This window comes from Sulfurospirillum sp. (genome assembly GCF_036802865.1).
Taxonomy (GTDB): Bacteria; Campylobacterota; Campylobacteria; order Campylobacterales; family Sulfurospirillaceae; genus Sulfurospirillum.
In genome coordinates this window covers 115,794-137,307 of sequence record NZ_DAIRVK010000005.1, presented here as the reverse complement: position 1 = coordinate 137,307, position 21,514 = coordinate 115,794, and the positions used below count along the sequence as shown (strand labels likewise).

Below are 21,514 nucleotides of genomic sequence, written 5' to 3'. Positions count from 1 at the left end.
TAATAATGAAGCGAGAATACGATGCAACTACCTGCTTGTCCAAAATGTAATTGTGAATATACCTACGAAGATGGTGAAATGATCATCTGTCCTGAATGCGCTCATGAATGGGCAAAAAATGGCACTTCAAGTGCAGAATCCGCTACGATTATCAAAGATGCACATGGTACCGTGCTGAGTGATGGTGACACCGTTGTTGTTATAAAAGATTTAAAACTCAAAGGCTCATCTGCTGTCATCAAAGGTGGAACAAAAGTAAAAAACATCCGCCTAAACTATGAGAGTGACCACAATCTTGACTGTAAAGTCGAGGGTATTGGGGCAATGGGACTTAAATCTGAATTTGTAAAAAAAGCTTAAAAGACATTTTGAATTAAGACCATATAGGTCAGTGTTGCGATAAAAATGCTTAACAGTGCGTTTTTAAACTTTACATGTAAAAGGATCGCAACACATACCCCGATAATCTCAGCAAGACCATACGGATACATTTCCCACTTCACATCTTTAAGTGCATAAAACACTAAAATGACCATAATCATCAAAGGCATATTGAGCTCAATATATTTTATGAGTGGTGAAGGCTCACGGGTACGAAAGAGCAAAAATGGAATAATACGTGTCGCATACGTTGCCAATGTCGCGACAATGATACTTCCTATAATGTAACTACTTTCCATTTTCCATACTCCTTTTAAAGACAATCAACACAAATGCCGCAGCACAAAGCGATAAAATGAGCATCTTTTGTGGTGGAAATACAATCATGCCAAACAAACCAATAATAAGCGCCACAAAAAACGGCTTATGCAGTCTATTTTTCTTATACAATTCAATAGATAACACTACAAAAAGTGCTGTAAGAGAAAACTCTATGCCTTCATAGTTAAATGGCAAAACATTGCCTAACAATGCGCCCACAACACTTCCTATGATCCAATAACATTGATTTAAAAGACTGATTAAAAGGTATGCTTTTTCACGGTTACGCTCAGGAACATCACTGGTTTTTAAAAGTGCAAATGTCTCATCGGTTAACCCGAAAATGAGATAATGCTTTTTCCATGAAAAATCTTTAAAAGAAGAAACCATCGAAAGTCCATAAAACGTATGGCGCAGGTTGAGCAAAAAGGTTGCAATACCAATTTCAAGGATGGTTGCTTGCGATGCAAAAAGCGTAAGGAGAAGAAACTGCCCTGAGCCCGCATAAATAAAAGCACTCATAAAAAAAGCGTAATACCATGGAATCAAAAGCTTAGAAAGTAGTAAACCAAACGCCATACCAAGAGGAATATAGCCCATCATAACGGGAATTGTAAGTTTAAAAATAGCTAAAAAGTTCATACCGTATCTTTTATAGGTTAATTATTTTTTAATGTAACGATCCAAATACTTTTGCGTGGCATTCGTATCATTTTGCTTTTGATGTATCTCTTTTTGAGAGCTTGTATCTTTTGGAGTTGTGTCATTAAAATAGAGCTGATCGATCGCGACAATAATCGCGATCAAGATCAGAATGGGTACTAAAATCAACATTGTAAATAATCAGCTATTATGTTTTGAGCGCATTAACGGTTTGCAGCATTTGATCACTCGTTGTAATCGCTTTGGAGTTTGCTTCATACGCACGTTGACCTGTAATAAGATCGGTCATCTCTTCTACCAATTGCACGTTACTCATTTCAACAAATTGTTGTCTCGTTTGCCCTAGTCCATTGAGTCCTGGGTTACTTACTATTGGGTCACCTGATGCATTGGTATTGATGAAGTTATTATCTCCCAAAGAGTGAAGACCTGCCGGGTTGATAAAATTGGCAAGTTCAATTTGACCGATTTGTTGTGTTTGAGTAGCGCCAGCTTGAAGAACAGAAACCATACCATCGACACCAATGGTAATTTGTGTTGCATCCGCAGGAATTGTAAGTTGTGGGATCATTTGATACCCATCACTGTTAATTACATTGCCATCGGCATCCAATTTAAATGAACCATTTCTCGTATAGCCTGTTGTTCCATCGGGAAGGAGGATTTGGAAAAAACCATTTCCTGTAATCGCCATATCTAAAGAGTTACCTGTCTCTTTGAAGTTACCTTGTGTAAACAGCTTAGCAATCGCTGTTGGACGAACACCAAGCCCCACTTCTATTCCAGTAGGCGAAACTGTAGTACCACTGGTTGATGTTCCAGCATATGTCATAGTTTGGTACATCAAATCCGCAAACTCAGCACGTTGCTTCTTATACCCGATCGTATTAACATTCGAAATATTGTTTGACGTGGTATCAATCTGCGTTTGCTGTGCGATCATACCCGTTGCAGCTGTGTAAAGTGATCGAATCATTTATCTTCCTTAGTTGCTTTAATTATATTATGCCTTAGTGGACGCTAGTTTAGAAATAGCTTCTGAATTGATGTCATTCATATGCGATTTCATAACTTTTTGATACATCTCAACAAATCTATTGGTTTCAATCAGCCCTACCATTTCATTAACAGGATTAACATTACTTGTCTCTAAAAAGCCTTGAATGACCAAATTTCCTTCACCAAGTTCCGTTAATTCATCCGTACTTTTAAATTTATAAAGATTTGCACCCTCTTTAAGTAATGATTTGACATCATCACTCTGAACAAGATACAAACGACCTAAGTCATCTTCCCCATTATAAAGTCCACCATTTTGATCGACTCTTAACGCACCGTCTTCGGGTATCGTAATGTACTGATGATTTTGGAAATAGGTTGCAGGTAAAACAGGGTAGCCTTCTTTCGTACTTAACACACCTGCACTGTTAAAAGAAAAAGAGCCATTTTGTGTTAAACGAATACCATTGGGCGTTTCTACCATAAAAAATGCATCGTCACGTTTAAGTGCCAAATCAAGAGGATTACCCGTGTTCTTAATAGTGCCTTGGTCATATTTTGTGTACTCTTCTACAATTTGAGGTACTCTCGTGCCAACGGCATTCATAAACTTACTTGCCTCTTTTGTATTATTCTTCAACGGCATCTCATCTTTGTATTCTTGAAAAATGCGTTTAAAATCTCCCACAACAACATCATCTCTTTTGAACGCTGTGGTATTTAAATTGGCAAGGTTATTAGAGATGACATCAAGTTTATTAAACTGTGTGACCATCGCTCCCGTAACGCTATAATAGCTGCTTTGCATTGTTTATCCCACTATTTTTAGAATCTTTCCCTAGTTAAAGCAACTCTTGTTCCACATTGTAAAAATAGTATCTTCAAGGACATTTTAAAAAAAACTCGGTATAATCCACATCTTTTTATTAGAATTTAATTAAAAAAATCTAATCTCCAAACACACCTACTCAAGGAGAGTTACACTTATGGCTTCAAAAGAACTCTATACATTACTAGAAGAACTTTTTGCGGAAAATGAAAAAGCATACGTTACCTATGAAAACGTTATGGATCTTTTTGTAAAACCTCCTACTCCTGCAAACGTCAAAAAATTGATGAGCCTTTTAGAAAAATACAAAGTCACGTTAATTTCTTCTGCTGAAATTGCGAAAATGCGCAACAAAGAAGAAGCACGAAAAAGAGAAGAAGAACGCCAAAAAATTAAAGACGATGCCCTCGAAGAAGAGTTTGATCTTGCCAGCGAAAAAGAGCTTCTAGAGTGGTCACGTAGTGACAGCCCTGTTCGTATGTATCTTCGCGAAATGGGACAAATTTCTCTTTTAACCAAAGATGAAGAGATCGACATCAGTAAGAAAATTGAATTTGGTGAAGACATTATCATTGATGCGTTCTGTTCTGTTCCTTATTTGATCGATTTTATTTTGGATTATAAAGAAGCACTTATTAACCGTGAACGTCGTGTTAAAGAGCTTTTTAAAACCTTTGAAGATGACACCGATGATGGTGATGATGATGAAGAATTTGATGATGAAGAGGGAGAGGAAGGCGAAGAGAAAAAAACTTTCTCTAAAAAAGACAATACCCGTACTGAAAAAGTTATCGAAAGCTTTAAATCACTCGAAAAAGCAAAAAAAGATTGGCTAAAAAGTCTTACAAGACCACCTGAAGAAAATCTTGACGATGCTGAAGAAATGATGAACTATGACCTAGGACTTGCGTATAAAAAGAAACTTCTTAAAGACGCACTGATGGATCTAGGACCTACCAGTAAACTTATTAATGAACTTGTAAAATCTATGGAAACTGCGCTTAAAAGTGACTTTGAGTTTGATAAAGAGCTTAAACGTTTAGAGTACCGTTTACCACTTTTTAACGACACGCTTAGAGAAAATCACACTAAACTGCTTGAAAGCATTGTTGACTTAAACAAAGAAGACATCACAACCATGGTTCCAGAAGCTACGATGGTTTCTACATACATGGAAATTAAAAAGCTTTTCCAAACTAAGGAAGCAAGTAAACAAGGGTTTGATCTTGACCCTGAAAAACTCAAAGAAGTTCTTGAACAGATCAAACGGGGTAAAAAAATTGCCGATGAGTCTAAAACCCGTATGGCAAAAAGTAACCTTCGTCTGGTTGTCTCCATCGCAAAACGTTACACAAACAGAGGCTTACCATTCTTGGATCTCATTCAAGAAGGTAACATCGGTTTGATGAAAGCGGTCGATAAATTTGAGTACAAGAAAGGCTACAAATTCTCAACCTACGCGACATGGTGGATTAGGCAAGCCATTTCTAGGGCTATTGCCGATCAAGCACGTACAATTCGTATTCCAATTCACATGATTGAGACGATCAACCGTATCAACAAGATCATTCGTAAACACCTTCAAGAAGAAGGTAAAGAGCCTGATATCGAGACCATTGCACTCGAAGTGGGGCTAAGTGCTGATAAAGTTAAAAACGTCATCAAAATCACAAAAGAGCCTATTTCATTAGAAGCACCTATTGGTAACGAGGACGATGGTAAATTTGGCGATTTCGTTGAAGATAAAGCCTCTGTTGCACCGCTTGATTTCATCTTAAAATCCGATCTTAAAGATCAGATTGATGAAGTTCTCGATCAACTCAATGACAGAGAAAAAGCGGTTATTCGTATGCGTTTTGGTTTGATGCACGATGAGAGCGATCGAACGCTTGAAGAGATTGGTAAAGAACTCAATGTTACCCGTGAACGCGTTCGTCAGATCGAAAGCTCAGCAATTAAAAAACTCAAACATCCAAAAGTTGGACGTAAACTTAAAAACTACATCGAAAGTTAACCATGAGTAGTTTCGCAGAAGCATGGATTGAGCACGACTACAATCCTTTTATTGTTTTTGATAATACAGGTAAAATTATTTCCCTCAACCAAGAAGCGCAATACCTTCTTGGTGAGGTGAATCACAAAAAAATCTTCGACATTGCCCAAACCTATGCTAGCATGACATATGGTTTCAAAACAACCATCATTGACATTTCATTTAGTTCGTATAAATTCTACGCCATTACCGTTGGGTACGATGATGAAACTTCCATAGGTATTAAACTCTATAAAAGTGCAACGAAGAAGTTTGCCAACGTTGAAGAGTATGGTGAGAGTGTTAATATCTATGCACTCCTTGATCTGTGCATCAGTGCCTCTTCTACCAATGCTAATATCAAATTTAAGAAAGAGTTTGACCCAACATTCCCCGATGTACGTCTGAAAGTCGAAGACTTTATGAAACTCCTCACAAAAGTCTATCAGTCACATATAAACTCTACCGTCATTACAACACGCCTAGCGCTCATTACCGGTGAGTACATCCGCTTTAACAATAAAAAATACCCCATTTTTGCCATCTCAGTCAAAGGTGATAGCCGAGATAGAAATTATGAAAAAAGTATTGAAGAAATTGGTGTGAAAAGTAACTGCACCATTCACTTTGAAAATGACGAAACACTAATCCACGCAGCAATGGTTTCATAAAGATGTTTACATGTAAAGTCATTTGGCTTTGCATGTAAACTTCATCTGCTCAAAAAAAACAAACAAATTCAAAAAATTTACTTACGACTTAGTTGCATCATGATACACTACACACCGTTTTCCATTGAGAGAAAACAGACAGATAATTTTGACTCAAAAAAGGTATACGGTGTTATTACAAAATTTCAAAGACAATGTCATCGAAACCAAAAACTTAAACTTTAAAAGTATTATTCAAGACGTCTCATTTGAAATCAGAAGAGGCGATTATGCTGCCATTATTGGTCCTAATGGCGGCGGGAAAAGTACACTTGTTAAACTCATATTAGGGCTTATTCCCTACGACAGTGGGACGGTAAAACTCTTTTCTCAAACGCCTTCATTAAGCTCTTTGAAAAAAGTAGGCTACGTTTCGCAAGGTATTTCAAAATTGGATGAAAATTTTCCCATTAGTGTCAAAGAGGTTGTCACTTTAGGATTAATTGCAAACAAATCACTTTTTTCAAGAATCAGCAAAAAAGATGAAACGATCATAGATCTCGTTCTTGCAAAAATGAATATTGCTGAACTCAAAGATGCCAAAATTAGTGAACTCTCAGGCGGACAACGACAACGAGTTATGATCGCTAAAGCGCTTGTAAACAACCCTCAAATTCTCATCCTCGATGAACCAAATACTGGCGTTGATAAGCAATCACAAATTAATTTTTACGCACTTTTAAAAGATTTAAATCAAAAAGAGAACATTACAATTCTTTTTATCACGCATGATTTGGGTGTTATCGTTGATGATATTAACAAAGTATTGTGCATCAACCAATCACTTTTAGCGTGCCATGACCCGCGTCAACTCTACCACTCTGAACAGTTAAATCAACTCTACGGTGTCGACGCACACATGGTTTGTCACCATCACTAAGGATTGATATGGAAATTTTTCACTACACATTTATGCTCAAAGCCTTTTTAGCAGGCACTTTAATCGCCGCTATTGCCTCATCCCTAGGAATGTTCGTTGTCGTTAAACGCTTTTCAATGCTCTCCGACGCCCTAGCGCATATCTCTCTTCTTGGCGTTGCGATTGGTTTTTTAACAGCATTGTCTCCCAGCTATAGCTCGCTGGTTTTTACTCTGGTCGCATCATGGGTCATTGAATACCTCAGGCAACACAACAAACTCTATTCTGATTCGATACTTTCTATCTTTTTATCAGGCTCTTTAGCTTTAGCCATCATCATTGTATCGGTATCAGCCTCTTTTAATACCTCTTTATTTGACTATCTCTTTGGCTCCATCGTCGCCATTGATGATGACGATATTCTTATTATCATGCTGTTAGGTTTGACGTGTAGTGTGACGTTATATGCCAATTTTCAACGATTTTTATACATCGCATTTGATGAAGAAAGTGCCAAAGCCTCAGGCATCAATACCACACTTTTGAACTATATGCTCATCTCGCTTGTTTCGGTGGTTATTAGTGTTTCTATTAAAATTGTTGGAGCTCTTTTGATTGGAGCGATGATGGTTATTCCTGCCATTATTGCCATGCAATTTAGCAAAAATTTTAAAAATTCCGTTGTTTATGCCATTTTGATCGCTATTGTATCGGTCATTTTAGGTCTTTTTATCTCTTACTATGCCTCTTTGCCCAGTGGAGCAAGCATCGTTGTTTTGCTACTTTGTTTCTTTGTCATTTCACTTTTATGTAAAAGAAAACTTTACTAGCCCTCTTTTGCTTAAGATTTTTTCATAGCAGAACTTTTATATGCAACTTAGTTGCATTATGTTATAGTTTGATTATAAAACTAGAAAAGGAGTCATGTATGTTAAAAAAGCTTACATTTTTAGCAACTCTCAGTACGGCTATGTTTGCAGATGTATCTGTTACAACTACTATATTTCCACTGTATGATGTTGTCAAAAATATTGGTGGCGATAAAGTAAAACTAACCAATCTTGTACCATTTGGTGTTGAAGCACATGAATTTGAACCCAAAGCCAAAGAGATTGCCAGTCTTTCAAAGAGTGATTTTTTTATTATCAGTAGCCCCGTGTTTGAGCCTTGGAGCAAAAAAGTGATTAGCTCTTTGAAAATTCAAGATAAAACGATTGATATGAGCCAAAAAGTCAAACTCATCGAGATGAAACATGACGATCATGGGCATGAGCACAAAGGATCTTATGATCCACACTACTGGTTAAGCATTGATAATTATATGAATGTGGCAAAAGAAGTAGCAACCCTACTCAGTACCAAAGATCCTGAAAATGCAAAAGTTTATGAAGCAAATTTGGCGGAGTATCTTACAAAACTTCAAACACTAAAAGCGGATTATGAAGTGCTTAAAAATTGTAAAAATAAAAAAGTCATCGTCAATCATGATGCTTTTGAGTACTTAGCACACGAGTACGGCATCACCCAATACTCAATCTCTGGCATGACACCTGAGACAAAACCTTCTCCAAAACAGATTGCAAAATTAATCGATCTTACAAAAAATGAAAAGATCAATACCGTCTTTTTTGAAGAATTTGCAAGCGATAAAGTTGCAAAATCCATTGCAAAAGAAGCCAATGTCAAAACAGATGCTCTAAGACCTGTGGAGAACATTACCGTCGCTGAGAGTAAAAAAGGTATCGGTTATATCGATATTATGAGAGACAATCTAACAAAACTCAACGATGCTATGGATTGCCGATAATCCATTTTATGCCTTTAGTAGCGTTTACATGTAAAGTTGATTTAGCTTTACATGTAACCCACATTAGTCGTTTAAACACGATCCTCCATCAAGCGCTTCACTTGGTTTCATATGCTCTTTTCCCCACTGATACATTAAACTTAAAATGGGTATGAGCGTTTCTCCCTCTGACGTGAGTGAGTATTCCACTTTAGGCGGCACTTGGTTGTACTGTTCCCTGTGAATAATATTATTACTCTCTAACTCTTTGAGTTGTTGGCTTAACGTTTTGTGTGCAATGGGCTGTAGCATCTCTTTTAAACGATTGTAGCGAATGACTTTTGCTTCCGATATCTTCCACAAAATAATCCACTTCCATTTTCCCTCAAGAATTGACATCGCGTAGTACATAGGACATTTTTCGTATTTATCACTAAAATTTTCCATTTTTTTCTCCATTACTTTCCTTTTAGTTAGTATATAACTAAAAAGTTCATTCTATACTTAGATTGTAAATAACCCTATAATTCAATGAACAAAATATTTAGAAGGAAAACCAATGAAAATTGTAGCGATCAATGGAAGTCCACGCAAAAATGCCAACACCGCAACCCTGCTCAAAAAAGCGCTTGAAGGTGCTGCAATACAAGGTGCGCAAACAGAGCTAATCCATCTTTACGACTTAAATTATCAAGGCTGTGTGAGCTGTTTTGCCTGTAAACTTAAAAATGGAAAAGCCTATGGTAAATGTGCGCATAAAGATGAGCTTAAGCCGCTTTTAGAAACGCTACGAGAGGCAGATGCGATTCTTTTAGGCTCGCCCATTTACTTTGGAAACATCACTGGCATGATGCGCTCTTTCATCGAACGATTAGCCTTTCAATATACTGTTTACGATGTTAAGTACTCCTCTTTATTCCCAAAAAAAATACCTATAGGATTGCTGTATACGATGAATTTAGATGAAAAAAGAATGCGAGAATGGGGTTATGTTGAAGCGCTTAGTGGTCTTGAAAAGAGACTTGGAAGTATTTTTGGCTCTTCTGAAGCACTTTATGTCACAGATACCTATCAGTTTAAAGACTACTCAAAATACGAAGTAACCGCTTTTAGTGAACCCCACAAAGCACAAAGGCGTAAAGATGTGTTCCCCATAGATTGCGAAAAAGCGTTTAATATGGGTGTACGATTTGCTAAACAAGGTGTTTCATCTTCTTTTTTCAGTGAAGTTGAGCCCCATTAAAAGGAGAGTGACGTTTACATGTAAAATTGAAAACCTTACATGTAAACATTATTAATGCAAAAAAGCCTACAATCCCAATCGTCGAATATTGCTTAATGAGATAAGATGCGCTGTCATAAAAGGCGTTGCTCCTTTTTTGTAAATATCAAGCTTTTTCTTCTCACTTAGATGATTTAACTTTTCTTCATTAACCGTAAAGAAGCCATTAATGGTATGTGATTTACCTTCGTCATCGACAATATTTGCACTTTGTTCAACCAACAGTTCCCATGTTTCAAACTCTTTAATCAAAGCACTACATGCATGTAACTCACCTTGAAAACGAACGAGAAAATCTAACGTACTGTTTGTCAAATCACTAGGTGTTTTATCTTCTTTAAAAAGGGCTCTTTGTTGGTTAGAGGGAGTTAATTTTTCCAAAGCTTCTTCTTCAATGCCTAAAGAAAAGCTCTCTTGAGCTTCATTTTGAACTAAAACAAACGGATAACGTCTTAAAAAAGCAGGAAGGTATTTTCCTTTTTTAAAGCGACGATTTTCATCTAAGTAAACATTTTTATCGTTATAGCCAAGCAAGGCAATAGCAAGCCAATGTCCTTCTTGATTTTTAGTAAACAAAATAGGATAATCTTTACACGCTTCGTAAAATTCTCCTAGTCCTAGAGGTACGCTTATCATCGTTTCTAAGTTGGGGTAACGAATTGCCTCATTGACCGCTTTATTTTGATCGTCTGGTTGGTTTATAATATGCATTGCCATGATGTCATGTTCCTCTAAGAGATAGTTATATAGCCTGTATCATAGCATTTTCAGTAAAAAATTTCACTTTGCTTTGTGAAAGAGAGCGGTTACACGTTACATGTAACCGCAGGAGAGTTCTAAAATTCGATAAGGTTTTGGATTTTCTCAACGATACTTGGATCTTCAAGTGTTGAGATGTCTTGCGTAATTGGTTCTTTCTTCGCGATAGAACGAAGAATTCTTCGCATGATTTTGCCGCTTCTGGTCTTTGGAAGTCCTGGAACGAAGCGAATGGCATCAAGCTTAGCGATATTACCGATCTCTTTAACGATGAGTTTGTTAAGCTCCTGGATCATGTAAACCTCTTCACTGATGCTATCTGCACCCTTGATGACGATGTATGCAAAGATACCCTCACCTTTAATAGGATCAGGTCTTCCTACAACGGCAACCTCTGCTACGTTTTCATGGTTGCCTAGAACAGCTTCAATCTCAGCTGTTCCAATTCTATGACCTGAAACGTTAATAACATCATCGGTACGCCCTGTTATGATGATATAGCCATCATCATCGTACATTGCGCCATCGCCTGAGAAATAAACAGGCTTACCATCTTTTTTACAATCCCCAAAATAGGACTTAACATAACGCTCAGGATCGCCCCAAATATTACGAATCATCGATGGCCAAGGTTTCGTGATACACAAGAACCCTTTTTCACCTTTTGGTGTTGGATTGCCATGTTCATCGATAATTTCTGCTTTAATACCCGGAAGTGGGAATGTCGCGGAACCTGGTTTTATCGGTGTAGCTCCAGGAAGTGGTGTAATCATATGACCACCCGTCTCTGTTTGCCACCATGTATCTACAATTGGGCAGTTACCGCCACCAATTTGCTCATAGTACCAATTCCATGCATCGGGATTGATAGGCTCACCAACGGTTCCAAGTACTTTTAACGAACTTAGATCGTACTTTGAAGGAGCATCTGCACCTTCTTTGTGAAGCAAACGAATGGCTGTTGGAGCGGTATAAAATTGATTGACACGGTGTTCTTCAATCATTCCCCACCATCTGCCAACATCTGGAAACGTTGGCACACCTTCATACATAATCGTCGTTGCACCCATCGCCAATGGTCCATAAACGATGTACGTATGCCCTGTAATCCAACCAACGTCTGCTGTACACCAGAAGGTATCGTTTTCTTTCACATCAAAAACGTGTTCCATCGTGTATTGCGCCCAAAGGATGTAACCAGCACTTCCGTGTTGAACACCTTTTGGTTTACCTGTACTTCCAGAAGTATAAAGTAAGAAAAGAGGATCTTCTGAGTCCATCCATTCAGGGTCACAGTACTGAGACTCGTTCATTATAATCTCGTTGTAAACATAGTCACGTCCTGGAACATAGTCGATATCTTCAAAGTTTCTCTGAACGATAAGTACTTTTTCACAACATTCACAACCAACGCTCAATGCTTCATCCACAACAGGTTTTAACATGTAAGGCTTACCACGTCTAAATGCACCATCAGCAGTAATGACGAGTTTTGCCTCCGCATCTTGGATACGGTCTCTTAGTGCTTCAGCAGAAAATCCACCAAAAACAACCGAGTGAATCGCACCAATTTTTGCACACGCAAGCATCGCAAACGCCGCTTCAGGAATCATTGGCATATAAAGAACAACACGGTCACCTTTTTTGATGCCAAATTTATTGCGCATCAAGTTTGCTAAACGGTTAACACGGTAGAAAAGTTGAAGATAAGTGATGATACGACGCTTACCGTCTTCACCCTCCCAGATAATCGCCGCTTTGTTTTTGCGTGATTTTAGATGACGTCCTAAACACTGATGCGTAACGTTTAATTTGCCACCTTCGAACCATTTGTAGAACGGAGCGTTTTCTTCATTTAACACTCTGTCATAAGGCTTAAACCACTCAATTTTCTCACGTGCTAGCTTATCCCAATATCCTTCAAAATCCTCGTCTGCTTGGATACAAAGCTCCTTATACTCACACATGTTCTTAATTCTGGCTTCTTTGCTTAAAGCTCTACTTGGTTCAAAAAGTTGTGACATCGTTACGATCCTTTTTCATAAAATTATTTTATAACGTCTTTTGGGCAAAGCCCAAAAGCCTACGTTGCACTATGCACTAAAGCTTGCCTCTTACGAGGCAGAGATTTAGTTTATAACTGTATTTTTAGTGGCTTGAAGCGCCCTCTGCTCCAATCCCTGTTTGGCTTCTGATATACTGATGATCATATGCCGCTATCTCTTTGGCTGCATTTTCACTTTTATCGATAATAGAGAAGAACCAAATTCCGATAAAAGCAACTGCCATAGAGAAAATCGCTGGATTACCGTAAGCATAGATCGCTGTTTTATAGCCTAAAACATCAACCCAAACCGCCTTACTCAAAATTACCAACACAATCGCTGTTATAAGCCCTAAACTACCACCCCAGACGGCACCTTTTGTTGTAAGCTTTCTCCAGAACATTGAGAGGAAAAGAATCGGGAAGTTAGCACTTGCTGCAATTGCAAACGCAAGTCCTACCATGAACGCGATATTTTGCTTTTCAAACGCAATGCCTAAAATAATCGCTACGATACCAAGAGCAATCGTAGAGTACTTAGAAACTCTCATTTCTGTCATTTCGTCCACTCGACCTCGTGCAAAAACATTTGCATAAAGATCATGACTGACCGCACTCGCACCTGCAAGTGTAAGACCTGAGACAACCGCTAAAATCGTTGCGAAAGCAACTGCTGAGATAAATCCTAGGAATAAGTTTCCACCAATCGCATGCGCTGTATGAATCGCAGACATGTTACCACCACCGATGATGCCACCTTTGACTGGGTCAAGATACGTTGGATCATTCGTTAATAATACGATAGCACCAAAACCTATGATGAAAGTTAAAATATAAAAGTAACCGATGAAGCCAGTTGCAAAGAATACAGATTTTCGAGCTTCTTTAGCATCACTTACCGTAAAGAAACGCATCAAGATATGTGGAAGACCCGCGGTTCCAAACATCAAGGCAATTCCTAAGCTGATCGCCGAAATTGGGTCACTTACAAGTCCCCCTGGTGCCATAATCGATGCAGTTTTCTTCGCTGCAACAGCTTGTGCAAAGAGTGATTCAAAGCTAAAGCCCACTTTGTACATAATCATAATAGCCATAAAAGATGCACCGGAGAGCAATAATACCGCTTTGATAATCTGTACCCATGTTGTTGCCAACATGCCACCAAAAGTAACATAAAGAATCATCAAAATACCAACCATAATAACCGCATACTCATAATCAAGACCGAAAAGAATCTGGATAAGTTGACCAGCACCTACCATTTGAGCAATCAAATAGAGTGCTACAGTTGCCAATGAACCAAGTGCGGCAAGCACACGAATTGGTGTTTGTTGCAAACGGTACGATGCAACGTCGGAGAAGGTATATTTACCCAAGTTTCTAAGTTGTTCTGCCACCAAGAAAAGGATGATTGGCCAGCCAACTAAGAAGCCGATGGAATAAATAAGTCCATCAAATCCTTTAAGATAAACCAGTCCTGAAATACCAAGGAATGATGCTGCTGACATATAATCGCCCGCAATTGCTAAACCATTTTGAAACCCAGTAATGCCTCCGCCAGCGGTGTAAAAATCTTTCGCTGTTTTCGTTCTTCTTGCCGCCCAATAGGTAATACCTAATGTCGCAAGAACAAAAATGACAAACATGATAATCGCAGAGACATTTAAATCTCTCTTACCACTAAATTGAGCATCCGCTGCCCACAAAAAATTTGAAAGTGTTAAAAGTAACAAGCCCCATTTCATTTCTCACCCCTTGCTTCTTCTTTGATTTGATTGGTTAAGTCATCAAATTCGCCATTGGCTCTTTGCGTATAAATACCCGTAAGAACAAACGCGATAATAATAACGCCAAGTCCTATTGGCATACCAAGTGTGGTAACACCTTCTCCAAGTTTCACTGCAAATGTTGCAGGGGAAAAAGCAATTACAAGGATGAAAGAATAGTAAACAACCAGCATAACGATGGCTAGTTTCCACGCAAAACTACTTCTTTTTTTTACGAGTTCGGCGAATTTTGGATTGGCCTGTACTCTGTCGTAGATGTTCTGACTCATAAATGCTCCTTCAATGTGATGTGGTAGCTATGAGGACATTGTAAAGAAGTAACGTAGCATTACCGTAGCATTTTAAGGTTTGAAGAAAATGGAGGATTTTTTTTAAATAATATGAGTAAAATTGTAACTTTTAGCGGTTTTTCTCAGGGAAATACTTTTCAATTTTATACCCAACACCTTTAAGATTGATGATAAAATCTTCCTTAAGAAGCTTGCGAAAACGGCTGATTTCAGCCCTAATTGAGGCATTGTCGATGGGTTCATCGTTCCACACATAACTTCGGAATTTTTCAAAGTCAACAACGACGCCAATGTTCTCACAAAGAATTGTAACTATTTGTAACTGTTTCTTGGTAAGCACTTGAACATTGTTGTTATAAAAGAGCATTTGTTCTTCATTTGAGAAGACATATTTTGCACTTAAAATGATATGTTGAAGTTTTTTGATCTCATACTCTTTTTTAATTTTGTCGATGCGAAGTCCCAGTTCTTTAAGATGAAATGGCTTTTTGAGATAGTCTGACGCTCCAAGTTCAAACGCACGCGTAATATCATCAATGTCCACGTTTGCACTGATGAAGATGGTCGGAAAAGCATGTTCTATTTCATTCAGGGCTTTAAGTAAACTCAGCCCATTGAGTTTAGGAACATTAATGTCTAATAGCAAAAGATCAAACACATCCTTTTTGATTGCTTCATATGCCGCTTCGCCATTTCCATACGCAATGACTTTATGACCAAGTGCTTCCAAGTACTCTTCAATAGAACTTCGAAGCATCAGCTCATCTTCCAACAATAAAATTTTCATACATTATCCTTTCGTAAAGCGGTAGCGAAAAAGTGTTTTTGACTCATCTGAGAGAACGCTAATAGCCACAGCATTGGCATCACAAATCTCTTTTACGATGTTAAGCCCCAAGCCAAACCCACCACGCGCTTCATCTTCCCGGTAGTAACGATCAAAAAGCTGGTCAGGCATTTTAATCTTCTCGCCAGAATTTTGCACTTCAAAAATCACACTCTCTTGCTCTGCATAAAGCTTTACACGCAAAGGCTGTTTTTCATAACTGTACTTAATGGCATTGGAAAGATTATTATCGCAAATGCGTTGAAGTTCTATCTCATTAAAAACAATAAACAGATCGCGTGTTATGTCCGTGATGATGTGCAGTTTATTGCCCTCGGCAACATCTTCAAAGTACTCTACCCTCTCTGTTAAAAACTTGGAAAAATCAATCATCGCTTTTTCGTACACAACTCTGTCTTTTTTCACAACATACGCCAAATCTTCATAGATATTATCAAGCACTTTGACGGCGGCTTCAATTTTAAGCAAGTAAGGATTTTTCTCATATTTTAGATTATAAAGATCAATGTTCATTAAAATAATGGAAAGTGGCGTATTGATCTCATGAATGGCATTTTTGATAAAACGATCTTGTTGTTCAAGTAACTCTTGGGTAAACGCAACAGAGCGTTTTAACTCTTCCGTTTTTTGCTCGACGATTAGCTCAAGATTGCTATTGAGTTCAATAAGCGCACTGTTTTTACTTTTAATCTCCTCAATCATCACATTAGCATGGGTTACTATCTCTTGAAACTCTTGAAACTTGATCTTTTCCATATCGATAAACTCATAACTCGAAGAAGCTTTTTTGAATGAATAGGCAATAAAACGTATTTCACGTTTCATAATGTCGCTGACATAACGGTATTCAATCGTACTGATCAGATATAAAAAGAGTGTTAGCATATAAATTTTAAGGACAAAATTGATGATTTTATCTTGGTAGTCTTTCTTCCTTTGCTCCAATACATCTTCTATATTGTGGGTACTAACACCACTACCCAGTATCAATCCCAACGGTTCATACAGTTTTGTCACTACGATATCTTTACTTGTCTCTTCCACACTAAAGGCAGAAGAGCGGTAAAGCATCTCACCTGAATTTTTCTGTAAAAAGACATAATTTTGCTCTTCCGTATGCGACATCAACGCACCAATGTCTTCTTTGAGTTTTTGATAAATTTCCTCTTTCGGCAAGCTTTTACTCTGCGTAAAGCGGTATTCGGTAATGTTAAAAAGAAGGGTTAATTGAGAAGCGGCACTTTTTTCTTGCATCTGAATATAGTTTGCTTCAAGTACTTTAATCTCTTTTTGAAACTCTAAATACTCATTGACGATCACTAAACATGCCGATATAAAGGCAAAAAGACCCGCAAAAAGAATTGCCATAAAATTAATCTGGTTAATACTTTTGTTATCTTTCGTCTTTTGTAGCAAAAATATCCTTTACATGTAAATGCGCATGGTGGCTATTTTACCCTCTTTCCACCCAAAAACAGAGATGAGATCTCATTTTTGGTATAATTTACTTTCAATACACGCTACATGGAGTTACACATGAAAATCAGAATACCAGCCGAATGGGAAGAACAAGAAGCACTTATCGTCGTTTTCCCACCCAAAAATAGTGACTGGGCACACTCCATTGAGGAAATTCACAAGACATATCTTACATTTATTTCGACCATTGCACGTTTTCAAAAATGCCTTGTGGTCTGTGAAGACAAAAAAACACTTGCCAACTTTTTGCCAAACTTGCAAAACATCGAGCTGATCCAAATGCCTACAAATGACACATGGATTCGCGATTTTGGTGGCATCAACATCTATAAAAACCATAAACGCCGTACCTATGACTTCATCTTCAACGCATGGGGAAACAAATTTGAAGCCAATCTTGACAACAGCATCACACAGCAGCTCTTTGAAGAGGGTTATTTGGAAGGCAAACTCAAAAGCCTTGACTTTGTACTGGAAGGCGGAAGTATCGACAGTAATGGTCATGGCGTTATGCTAAGCACAGCGTATTGTCTGTATGAACAAAACCGGAACGCACATCTTTCTAAAAAGAAAATCAAAAAAACGCTTCAAGAGCTTTTTGGACTTAAAGAGCTTATCGTGCTTGAGCATGGCGCACTTATGGGCGATGACACTGATTCACATATCGATACATTAGCACGCTTTATCAACAAAAACACCATCGCCTATGTGAAATGCTACGACAAAGAAGACGAGCACTATAAAGAGCTTCGTAAAATGGAAAAAGAGCTTCAAAAAACAGAATTTCACCTGCTTCCACTGCCTTTACCATCGGCTAAATACTTCAACAACCACCGTATTCCAGCAACGTACATGAACTTTGTACTTATCAATAACGCCGTACTTGTACCAACCTACTCTGATGCTTACGATAAAGAAGTTTTAGCTATTTTCGAGCGCTGTTTTCCTGAGCGAGAAATTGTGGGCATAGAGTCATCCATTCTCATCAGAGAGCACGGAAGCCTTCACTGTGCTTCGATGAACATTTATAAAGAGAGAGATAACGCCTAATGACTTTACAAAAAAAAGCGACCGTTGTATCGAGTGCAACAGCTACTTTACTGATTGTTATCAAACTTTTTATTGGTATCATGAGTGGTTCTGTTGCCGTTTTAGCCTCTGCCATTGACTCTGTTTTAGACTTAATTGTCTCTGCCTTTAACTACTTTGCCATCACAAAAGCAGAACAACCTGCCAACAAAAAGTTCAATTATGGCAAAGGTAAAATCGAAGCATTAGCAGGAGTTATCGAAGGAACGGTCATTACCGTTTCAGGTCTTTTTATCTTCTACACCTCTATCAAAAAAGCGATCAACCAAGAGCCTATCGAGTTTTTGGGCTACTCTGTCATTGTTATGTTGGTTTCATTGGTGATTACCATTGCTTTGGTGCTCTTTTTGAATTATGTCGCTAAAAAAACGCATAGCATGGTCGTCAAATCAGACGCCCTGCACTACAAAACAGACGTTTTGAGCAATGGTGCTATCCTTATCTCTTTGGTGCTTATTCAAGTCACTGGATTTGAGATGATCGACTCCATTATGGGTGTGGTTATTTCCATCTATATCATCCACTCTGCTTATGAGATTATCCGTGATGGTGTTTATATTTTACTGGATGCATCGCTCGATGAAGAGATTGTTGAGAGTATTAAAAACATCATTATTGGGGAAAAAGAGATTAGCGATTTTCACTACCTTAAAACCCGCAAATCTGCCAATACGAACTTTGTCGATGTGCATTTGGTTTTTAGTCCTGGAATTTCACTAATGCGAGCGCATCATGCAGGAGATCGCATTGAAGAAAGCATCAAAGAGCTGATTCCCGATGGAGAGTGGGTTATCAATGCACACCTAGACCCGTACGATGACTCAGAAATGAACGATAAAACAGCCAAGAAGATGGATTAGCCTTAGCGTTCTTGCAAACTCGAAAGAACGCTTTACACGCCTTTGGAGCAAAGCTCCAAAACGAAGTTTCTGTGAAAGACTACGCTAACGCGGTGATTCCTTAAGCGAGAAGCCCGCGCATTTACCCTAAAAGCAACGCCACGCGATACCCTATAAAAGAGAGTCCCCACGCAATCACCGTCGTAAAAATAAAGAGATAAAAAAGATACTTATAACTTCCACTCTCTTTTGTAAAAACAATGCTTGCCGCCATACACGGCAAATAAAACATCACAAAGATAATAAACGAAACCGAAGATGCAAAAGGAATTTGCTGGCGAAGTACCCCTATAAGACTCTCATTGCCCTCATCCACCTCTGAGCCAAGTGCGTATAAAACACCCAGTGTAGAGACCACAACTTCTTTAGCAGCCAAGCCCGATTCTAGGGCTATCGTCATTTTCCAGTCAAAGCCAATCGGTGTAAATAAAACATCGGTTGATTTGCCAATCATCCCTAAAAAACTCTTCTCTAAAAGCAGTTGAGCTTTCTCATTTTCAAGTACCGTTTTCTCTTCGGCATTTTGAACAAGCTCTATTTTTTGGGCATACGCTTCTTCAATATCAAGATGCTTAGGGTAATTACTTGCAAACCAGATGAGCAATGACGCACCCAAAATAAACGTACCCGCTTTTTTAAGATACATAATCGCCTTTGTTGCAACCGTATGCCAAATGAGCCTTAGTGAAGGCAAACGATACTTTGGCATCTCCATAACAAAAGGCTCATCTACACCTTTAAAGACAAACACTTTCAAGAATTTCGCTGCAATAAGCCCTATAAATGCCCCTGCAATGTAGATAATAAAAAGGACATTGCCCGCATTTTGTTGGCTAAAGAAAGCCCCTGCAAAAAGAACGTACACAGGAAGTTTCGCACCACAGCTCATAAACCCAATGATAAAAAGTGTGATAAGCCTGTCTTTGTCGTTTTTAAGGGTTCGTGCGCTCATATACGCAGGAACAGAACAACCAAAACCCGTCACAAGGGGAATGAAGCTTTTGCCATGCAACCCAAAGCGGTGGAAAAAGCCATCGAGTAAAAATGCAACTCTCGCCATATATCCTGTCGTTTCTAAAAGGGCTATGCCAAAAAAGAGAATGACGATGTTAGGAAGAAACATTACCACTGCACCAACACCTGAAATAGCGCCATCGGCGATCATCGAGCCTAGTTCGCCATCGCCAAAAATCGTTTTAGCATAATTGCCAAGCGAAACAAAAAAGGCATCGATCCAATCCATCGGAATGGAACCCAGCTTAAAGGTCAGTTGAAACAAAGCCCACATCAAAAAAATAAAAATAGGAATGCCAAAAATTTGATGGATCAGAAGTCTATCGATCTTTTCAGTCACATTTTGAGACACGCTCTTTTTAGAGATAACCGCTTCCATCACCGCACCTTTTGCAAATGAAGCTCGCTCTTCTGCAAAAATTTCGCCAACATCTTTCGTTTCATGGTGCAAATACAAATGCTCCAACGCCTCTTTCAAAAGCGGTGAAAATTCAAGCCAAATAGGCTCATCGTGCATTTTGTGGTAAATTTTTGGGTTTTCCTGCAAGAGTTTTAGCACCACATCACGATAAGGAAGTTCTGTTTTATAGCGTTTTTGTCTCAAAAAGAAAGAGAGCTTTTCGACCTCTTCTTCTACCACATCACTGTAAATAAGTTTTGATTTTTCATGGGGAAAGTTTGAGATATCAATGGTGCGATTGAGAAGCTTACCGATGCCTTTCTTGGTTGCCGCAGAGACCTTCACACAAGGTACACCTAAAATAGAGCTTAGCAATTCATGGTCTATAATAATGCCCTCTTTATGGGCTTCATCCATCATATTAAGCGCTACGATCATCTTTTTATCAAGCTCTAAAAGTTGTGTTGTGAGGTATAAATTGCGTTCCAAATTGGTCGCATCAACAACATTGATGATAAGATCGTACGGTTCATTTTCCAAAAACTCTTTGGTAACACGCTCATCTTGCGTGTAGTCATTGAGTGAGTAAGTTCCGGGTAAATCCACGATTTTGATAGAACGATCTTGCGCCATAAAACGCACTTCCGCTTTTTCAACCGTGACACCTGAGAAGTTGCCTACTTTAAGGCGTGCATCGGCAATAGAGTTGATGAGCATGCTTTTACCAACATTGGGCTGCCCCACAAGGGCGATAATAAGTTCGTTCATGCTCTTTGCACTCCAATGTATTTGGCTTCTTCAAATCGAAGTGCTAAAAGTGTACTTCCCACTTCGATCTCCATCGTACTTTTTGCAATACTCGTTGCTTTGATTTTGAGGTGACTTCCTCGTCGAAGTCCTAAAGAAAAAAGTCTCTGTTTTAATTCGCCATCGGCTTCAATGAGCGTCACAATAGCGTTCTCTCCAGCATTCATTTCAGATAATGTCATTCTAATATTCCTTAATTGATAATGCTCATCAAGATTGTAAGTTAAAACGGATTAA

General features: G+C 38.5%; 23 protein-coding genes. 9 read left to right on the top strand and 14 right to left on the bottom strand.

Features of this window, described 5'->3' with window-relative positions; translation table 11 throughout:
* The first annotated feature begins 21 nt into the window (after positions 1-21).
* Positions 22-360, top strand: coding sequence for a zinc ribbon domain-containing protein YjdM (locus V7Q04_RS11345; RefSeq protein WP_333805227.1), 339 nt, complete (start codon positions 22-24; stop codon positions 358-360).
* Here V7Q04_RS11345 and V7Q04_RS11340 read toward each other — a convergent pair.
* From V7Q04_RS11340 to V7Q04_RS11320, 5 genes are read right to left on the bottom strand one after another with little or no spacing between them, the layout of a single operon-like run.
* Entirely contained in the window at positions 357-680 is a 324-nt protein-coding gene (locus V7Q04_RS11340) for a branched-chain amino acid transporter permease (protein ID WP_333805225.1), read from the bottom strand. The genes V7Q04_RS11345 and V7Q04_RS11340 overlap by 4 nt on opposite strands.
* Complete coding sequence (locus V7Q04_RS11335) at positions 670-1,344, bottom strand: AzlC family ABC transporter permease (RefSeq protein WP_333805223.1); 675 nt, start codon at positions 1,342-1,344, stop codon at positions 670-672. Before V7Q04_RS11335 ends, V7Q04_RS11340 begins: the two co-directional genes overlap by 11 nt.
* A gap of 21 nt (positions 1,345-1,365) precedes the next feature.
* Positions 1,366-1,536, bottom strand: coding sequence for a hypothetical protein (locus tag V7Q04_RS11330; protein WP_333805222.1), 171 nt, complete (start codon positions 1,534-1,536; stop codon positions 1,366-1,368).
* 16 nt (positions 1,537-1,552) lie between these two features.
* Positions 1,553-2,341, bottom strand: coding sequence for a flagellar basal-body rod protein FlgG (gene flgG, locus V7Q04_RS11325; RefSeq protein ID WP_333805221.1), 789 nt, complete (start codon positions 2,339-2,341; stop codon positions 1,553-1,555).
* 27 nt (positions 2,342-2,368) lie between these two features.
* Positions 2,369-3,172, bottom strand: a complete 804-nt coding sequence (locus tag V7Q04_RS11320; protein WP_333805220.1) for a flagellar hook-basal body protein — start codon at positions 3,170-3,172, stop codon at positions 2,369-2,371.
* Between the two features lie 178 nt (positions 3,173-3,350).
* Here V7Q04_RS11320 and rpoD point away from each other — a divergent pair, with 178 nt between their 5' ends.
* From rpoD to V7Q04_RS11295, 5 genes are all read left to right on the top strand, one after another.
* The gene (gene rpoD, locus V7Q04_RS11315) at positions 3,351-5,207 is read left to right on the top strand and encodes an RNA polymerase sigma factor RpoD (protein WP_333805219.1); all 1,857 of its coding nucleotides are present in this window, start codon (positions 3,351-3,353) and stop codon (positions 5,205-5,207) included.
* A gap of 2 nt (positions 5,208-5,209) precedes the next feature.
* A complete protein-coding gene (locus V7Q04_RS11310) occupies positions 5,210-5,896 on the top strand; it encodes a hypothetical protein (protein WP_333805218.1) in 687 nt (228 codons plus the stop codon).
* Positions 5,897-6,065: 169 nt separating this feature from the next.
* Positions 6,066-6,815: a metal ABC transporter ATP-binding protein gene (locus tag V7Q04_RS11305; protein ID WP_333805217.1), complete on the top strand. Its 750-nt coding sequence runs from the start codon at positions 6,066-6,068 to the stop codon at positions 6,813-6,815.
* An 8-nt stretch (positions 6,816-6,823) separates the two neighbouring features.
* The gene (locus V7Q04_RS11300) at positions 6,824-7,624 is read left to right on the top strand and encodes a metal ABC transporter permease (protein WP_333805216.1); all 801 of its coding nucleotides are present in this window, start codon (positions 6,824-6,826) and stop codon (positions 7,622-7,624) included.
* A 98-nt stretch (positions 7,625-7,722) separates the two neighbouring features.
* Complete coding sequence (locus tag V7Q04_RS11295) at positions 7,723-8,601, top strand: metal ABC transporter substrate-binding protein (RefSeq protein ID WP_333805214.1); 879 nt, start codon at positions 7,723-7,725, stop codon at positions 8,599-8,601.
* 63 nt (positions 8,602-8,664) lie between these two features.
* On the opposite strand, the gene V7Q04_RS11290 is transcribed toward V7Q04_RS11295, so the two are convergent.
* Positions 8,665-9,039 (bottom strand): winged helix-turn-helix transcriptional regulator, encoded by a 375-nt coding sequence (locus V7Q04_RS11290; protein ID WP_333805213.1) that lies wholly within the window; start codon positions 9,037-9,039, stop codon positions 8,665-8,667.
* 100 nt (positions 9,040-9,139) lie between these two features.
* Here V7Q04_RS11290 and V7Q04_RS11285 point away from each other — a divergent pair, with 100 nt between their 5' ends.
* Complete coding sequence (locus V7Q04_RS11285; RefSeq protein ID WP_333805211.1) at positions 9,140-9,823, top strand: flavodoxin family protein; 684 nt, start codon at positions 9,140-9,142, stop codon at positions 9,821-9,823.
* Positions 9,824-9,889: 66 nt separating this feature from the next.
* Here the strand turns inward: V7Q04_RS11285 and V7Q04_RS11280 are convergent, their stop codons facing one another.
* From V7Q04_RS11280 to V7Q04_RS11255, 6 genes are all read right to left on the bottom strand, one after another.
* Positions 9,890-10,579, bottom strand: a complete 690-nt coding sequence (locus V7Q04_RS11280) for a SapC family protein (RefSeq protein WP_333805210.1) — start codon at positions 10,577-10,579, stop codon at positions 9,890-9,892.
* 119 nt (positions 10,580-10,698) lie between these two features.
* The gene (gene acs, locus V7Q04_RS11275) at positions 10,699-12,645 is read right to left on the bottom strand and encodes an acetate--CoA ligase (RefSeq protein WP_333805209.1); all 1,947 of its coding nucleotides are present in this window, start codon (positions 12,643-12,645) and stop codon (positions 10,699-10,701) included.
* Positions 12,646-12,769: 124 nt separating this feature from the next.
* Positions 12,770-14,410, bottom strand: coding sequence for a cation acetate symporter (locus tag V7Q04_RS11270; RefSeq protein ID WP_333805208.1), 1,641 nt, complete (start codon positions 14,408-14,410; stop codon positions 12,770-12,772).
* Positions 14,407-14,721 (bottom strand): DUF485 domain-containing protein, encoded by a 315-nt coding sequence (locus V7Q04_RS11265; RefSeq protein WP_333805207.1) that lies wholly within the window; start codon positions 14,719-14,721, stop codon positions 14,407-14,409. The genes V7Q04_RS11270 and V7Q04_RS11265 overlap by 4 nt, the downstream gene beginning before the upstream one ends.
* A 130-nt stretch (positions 14,722-14,851) precedes the next feature.
* Complete coding sequence (locus tag V7Q04_RS11260; RefSeq protein WP_333805206.1) at positions 14,852-15,529, bottom strand: response regulator transcription factor; 678 nt, start codon at positions 15,527-15,529, stop codon at positions 14,852-14,854.
* 3 nt (positions 15,530-15,532) lie between these two features.
* Positions 15,533-17,005 carry a sensor histidine kinase gene (locus tag V7Q04_RS11255; RefSeq protein ID WP_333805204.1) on the bottom strand — a complete coding sequence of 491 codons (1,473 nt, stop codon included), beginning with the start codon at positions 17,003-17,005 and terminating at the stop codon, positions 15,533-15,535.
* A 120-nt stretch (positions 17,006-17,125) separates the two neighbouring features.
* Here V7Q04_RS11255 and V7Q04_RS11250 point away from each other — a divergent pair, with 120 nt between their 5' ends.
* Both V7Q04_RS11250 and V7Q04_RS11245 read left to right on the top strand, forming a co-directional pair.
* Positions 17,126-18,118 carry an agmatine deiminase family protein gene (locus V7Q04_RS11250; RefSeq protein WP_333805202.1) on the top strand — a complete coding sequence of 331 codons (993 nt, stop codon included), beginning with the start codon at positions 17,126-17,128 and terminating at the stop codon, positions 18,116-18,118.
* Positions 18,118-19,017: a cation diffusion facilitator family transporter gene (locus V7Q04_RS11245; RefSeq protein ID WP_333805200.1), complete on the top strand. Its 900-nt coding sequence runs from the start codon at positions 18,118-18,120 to the stop codon at positions 19,015-19,017. Before V7Q04_RS11250 ends, V7Q04_RS11245 begins: the two co-directional genes overlap by 1 nt.
* A gap of 121 nt (positions 19,018-19,138) precedes the next feature.
* Here the strand turns inward: V7Q04_RS11245 and feoB are convergent, their stop codons facing one another.
* Both feoB and V7Q04_RS11235 read right to left on the bottom strand, forming a co-directional pair.
* Entirely contained in the window at positions 19,139-21,238 is a 2,100-nt protein-coding gene (feoB, locus tag V7Q04_RS11240; RefSeq protein WP_333805199.1) for a ferrous iron transport protein B, read from the bottom strand.
* Positions 21,235-21,459 carry a FeoA family protein gene (locus V7Q04_RS11235; RefSeq protein WP_333805198.1) on the bottom strand — a complete coding sequence of 75 codons (225 nt, stop codon included), beginning with the start codon at positions 21,457-21,459 and terminating at the stop codon, positions 21,235-21,237. Before V7Q04_RS11235 ends, feoB begins: the two co-directional genes overlap by 4 nt.
* Positions 21,460-21,514: the final 55 nt, after the last annotated feature.

Bases quoted from the DNA above. Each gene is read 5' to 3' on its own strand.
- V7Q04_RS11295 (WP_333805214.1), top strand. From the start codon at position 7,723: ATGTTAAAAAAGCTTACATTTTTAGCAACTCTCAGTACGGCTATGTTT.
- acs (WP_333805209.1), bottom strand. From the start codon at position 12,645: ATGTCACAACTTTTTGAACCAAGTAGAGCTTTAAGCAAAGAAGCCAGA.
- V7Q04_RS11340 (WP_333805225.1), bottom strand. From the start codon at position 680: ATGGAAAGTAGTTACATTATAGGAAGTATCATTGTCGCGACATTGGCA.
- rpoD (WP_333805219.1), top strand. From the start codon at position 3,351: ATGGCTTCAAAAGAACTCTATACATTACTAGAAGAACTTTTTGCGGAA.
- V7Q04_RS11300 (WP_333805216.1), top strand. From the start codon at position 6,824: ATGGAAATTTTTCACTACACATTTATGCTCAAAGCCTTTTTAGCAGGC.
- V7Q04_RS11310 (WP_333805218.1), top strand. From the start codon at position 5,210: ATGAGTAGTTTCGCAGAAGCATGGATTGAGCACGACTACAATCCTTTT.
- V7Q04_RS11235 (WP_333805198.1), bottom strand. From the start codon at position 21,459: ATGACATTATCTGAAATGAATGCTGGAGAGAACGCTATTGTGACGCTC.
- V7Q04_RS11260 (WP_333805206.1), bottom strand. From the start codon at position 15,529: ATGAAAATTTTATTGTTGGAAGATGAGCTGATGCTTCGAAGTTCTATT.
- V7Q04_RS11270 (WP_333805208.1), bottom strand. From the start codon at position 14,410: ATGAAATGGGGCTTGTTACTTTTAACACTTTCAAATTTTTTGTGGGCA.
- V7Q04_RS11250 (WP_333805202.1), top strand. From the start codon at position 17,126: ATGAAAATCAGAATACCAGCCGAATGGGAAGAACAAGAAGCACTTATC.
- V7Q04_RS11335 (WP_333805223.1), bottom strand. From the start codon at position 1,344: ATGAACTTTTTAGCTATTTTTAAACTTACAATTCCCGTTATGATGGGC.
- V7Q04_RS11290 (WP_333805213.1), bottom strand. From the start codon at position 9,039: ATGGAGAAAAAAATGGAAAATTTTAGTGATAAATACGAAAAATGTCCT.
- V7Q04_RS11345 (WP_333805227.1), top strand. From the start codon at position 22: ATGCAACTACCTGCTTGTCCAAAATGTAATTGTGAATATACCTACGAA.
- V7Q04_RS11265 (WP_333805207.1), bottom strand. From the start codon at position 14,721: ATGAGTCAGAACATCTACGACAGAGTACAGGCCAATCCAAAATTCGCC.
- feoB (WP_333805199.1), bottom strand. From the start codon at position 21,238: ATGAACGAACTTATTATCGCCCTTGTGGGGCAGCCCAATGTTGGTAAA.
- V7Q04_RS11245 (WP_333805200.1), top strand. From the start codon at position 18,118: ATGACTTTACAAAAAAAAGCGACCGTTGTATCGAGTGCAACAGCTACT.
- V7Q04_RS11285 (WP_333805211.1), top strand. From the start codon at position 9,140: ATGAAAATTGTAGCGATCAATGGAAGTCCACGCAAAAATGCCAACACC.
- V7Q04_RS11330 (WP_333805222.1), bottom strand. From the start codon at position 1,536: ATGTTGATTTTAGTACCCATTCTGATCTTGATCGCGATTATTGTCGCG.
- V7Q04_RS11320 (WP_333805220.1), bottom strand. From the start codon at position 3,172: ATGCAAAGCAGCTATTATAGCGTTACGGGAGCGATGGTCACACAGTTT.
- V7Q04_RS11280 (WP_333805210.1), bottom strand. From the start codon at position 10,579: ATGGCAATGCATATTATAAACCAACCAGACGATCAAAATAAAGCGGTC.
- flgG (WP_333805221.1), bottom strand. From the start codon at position 2,341: ATGATTCGATCACTTTACACAGCTGCAACGGGTATGATCGCACAGCAA.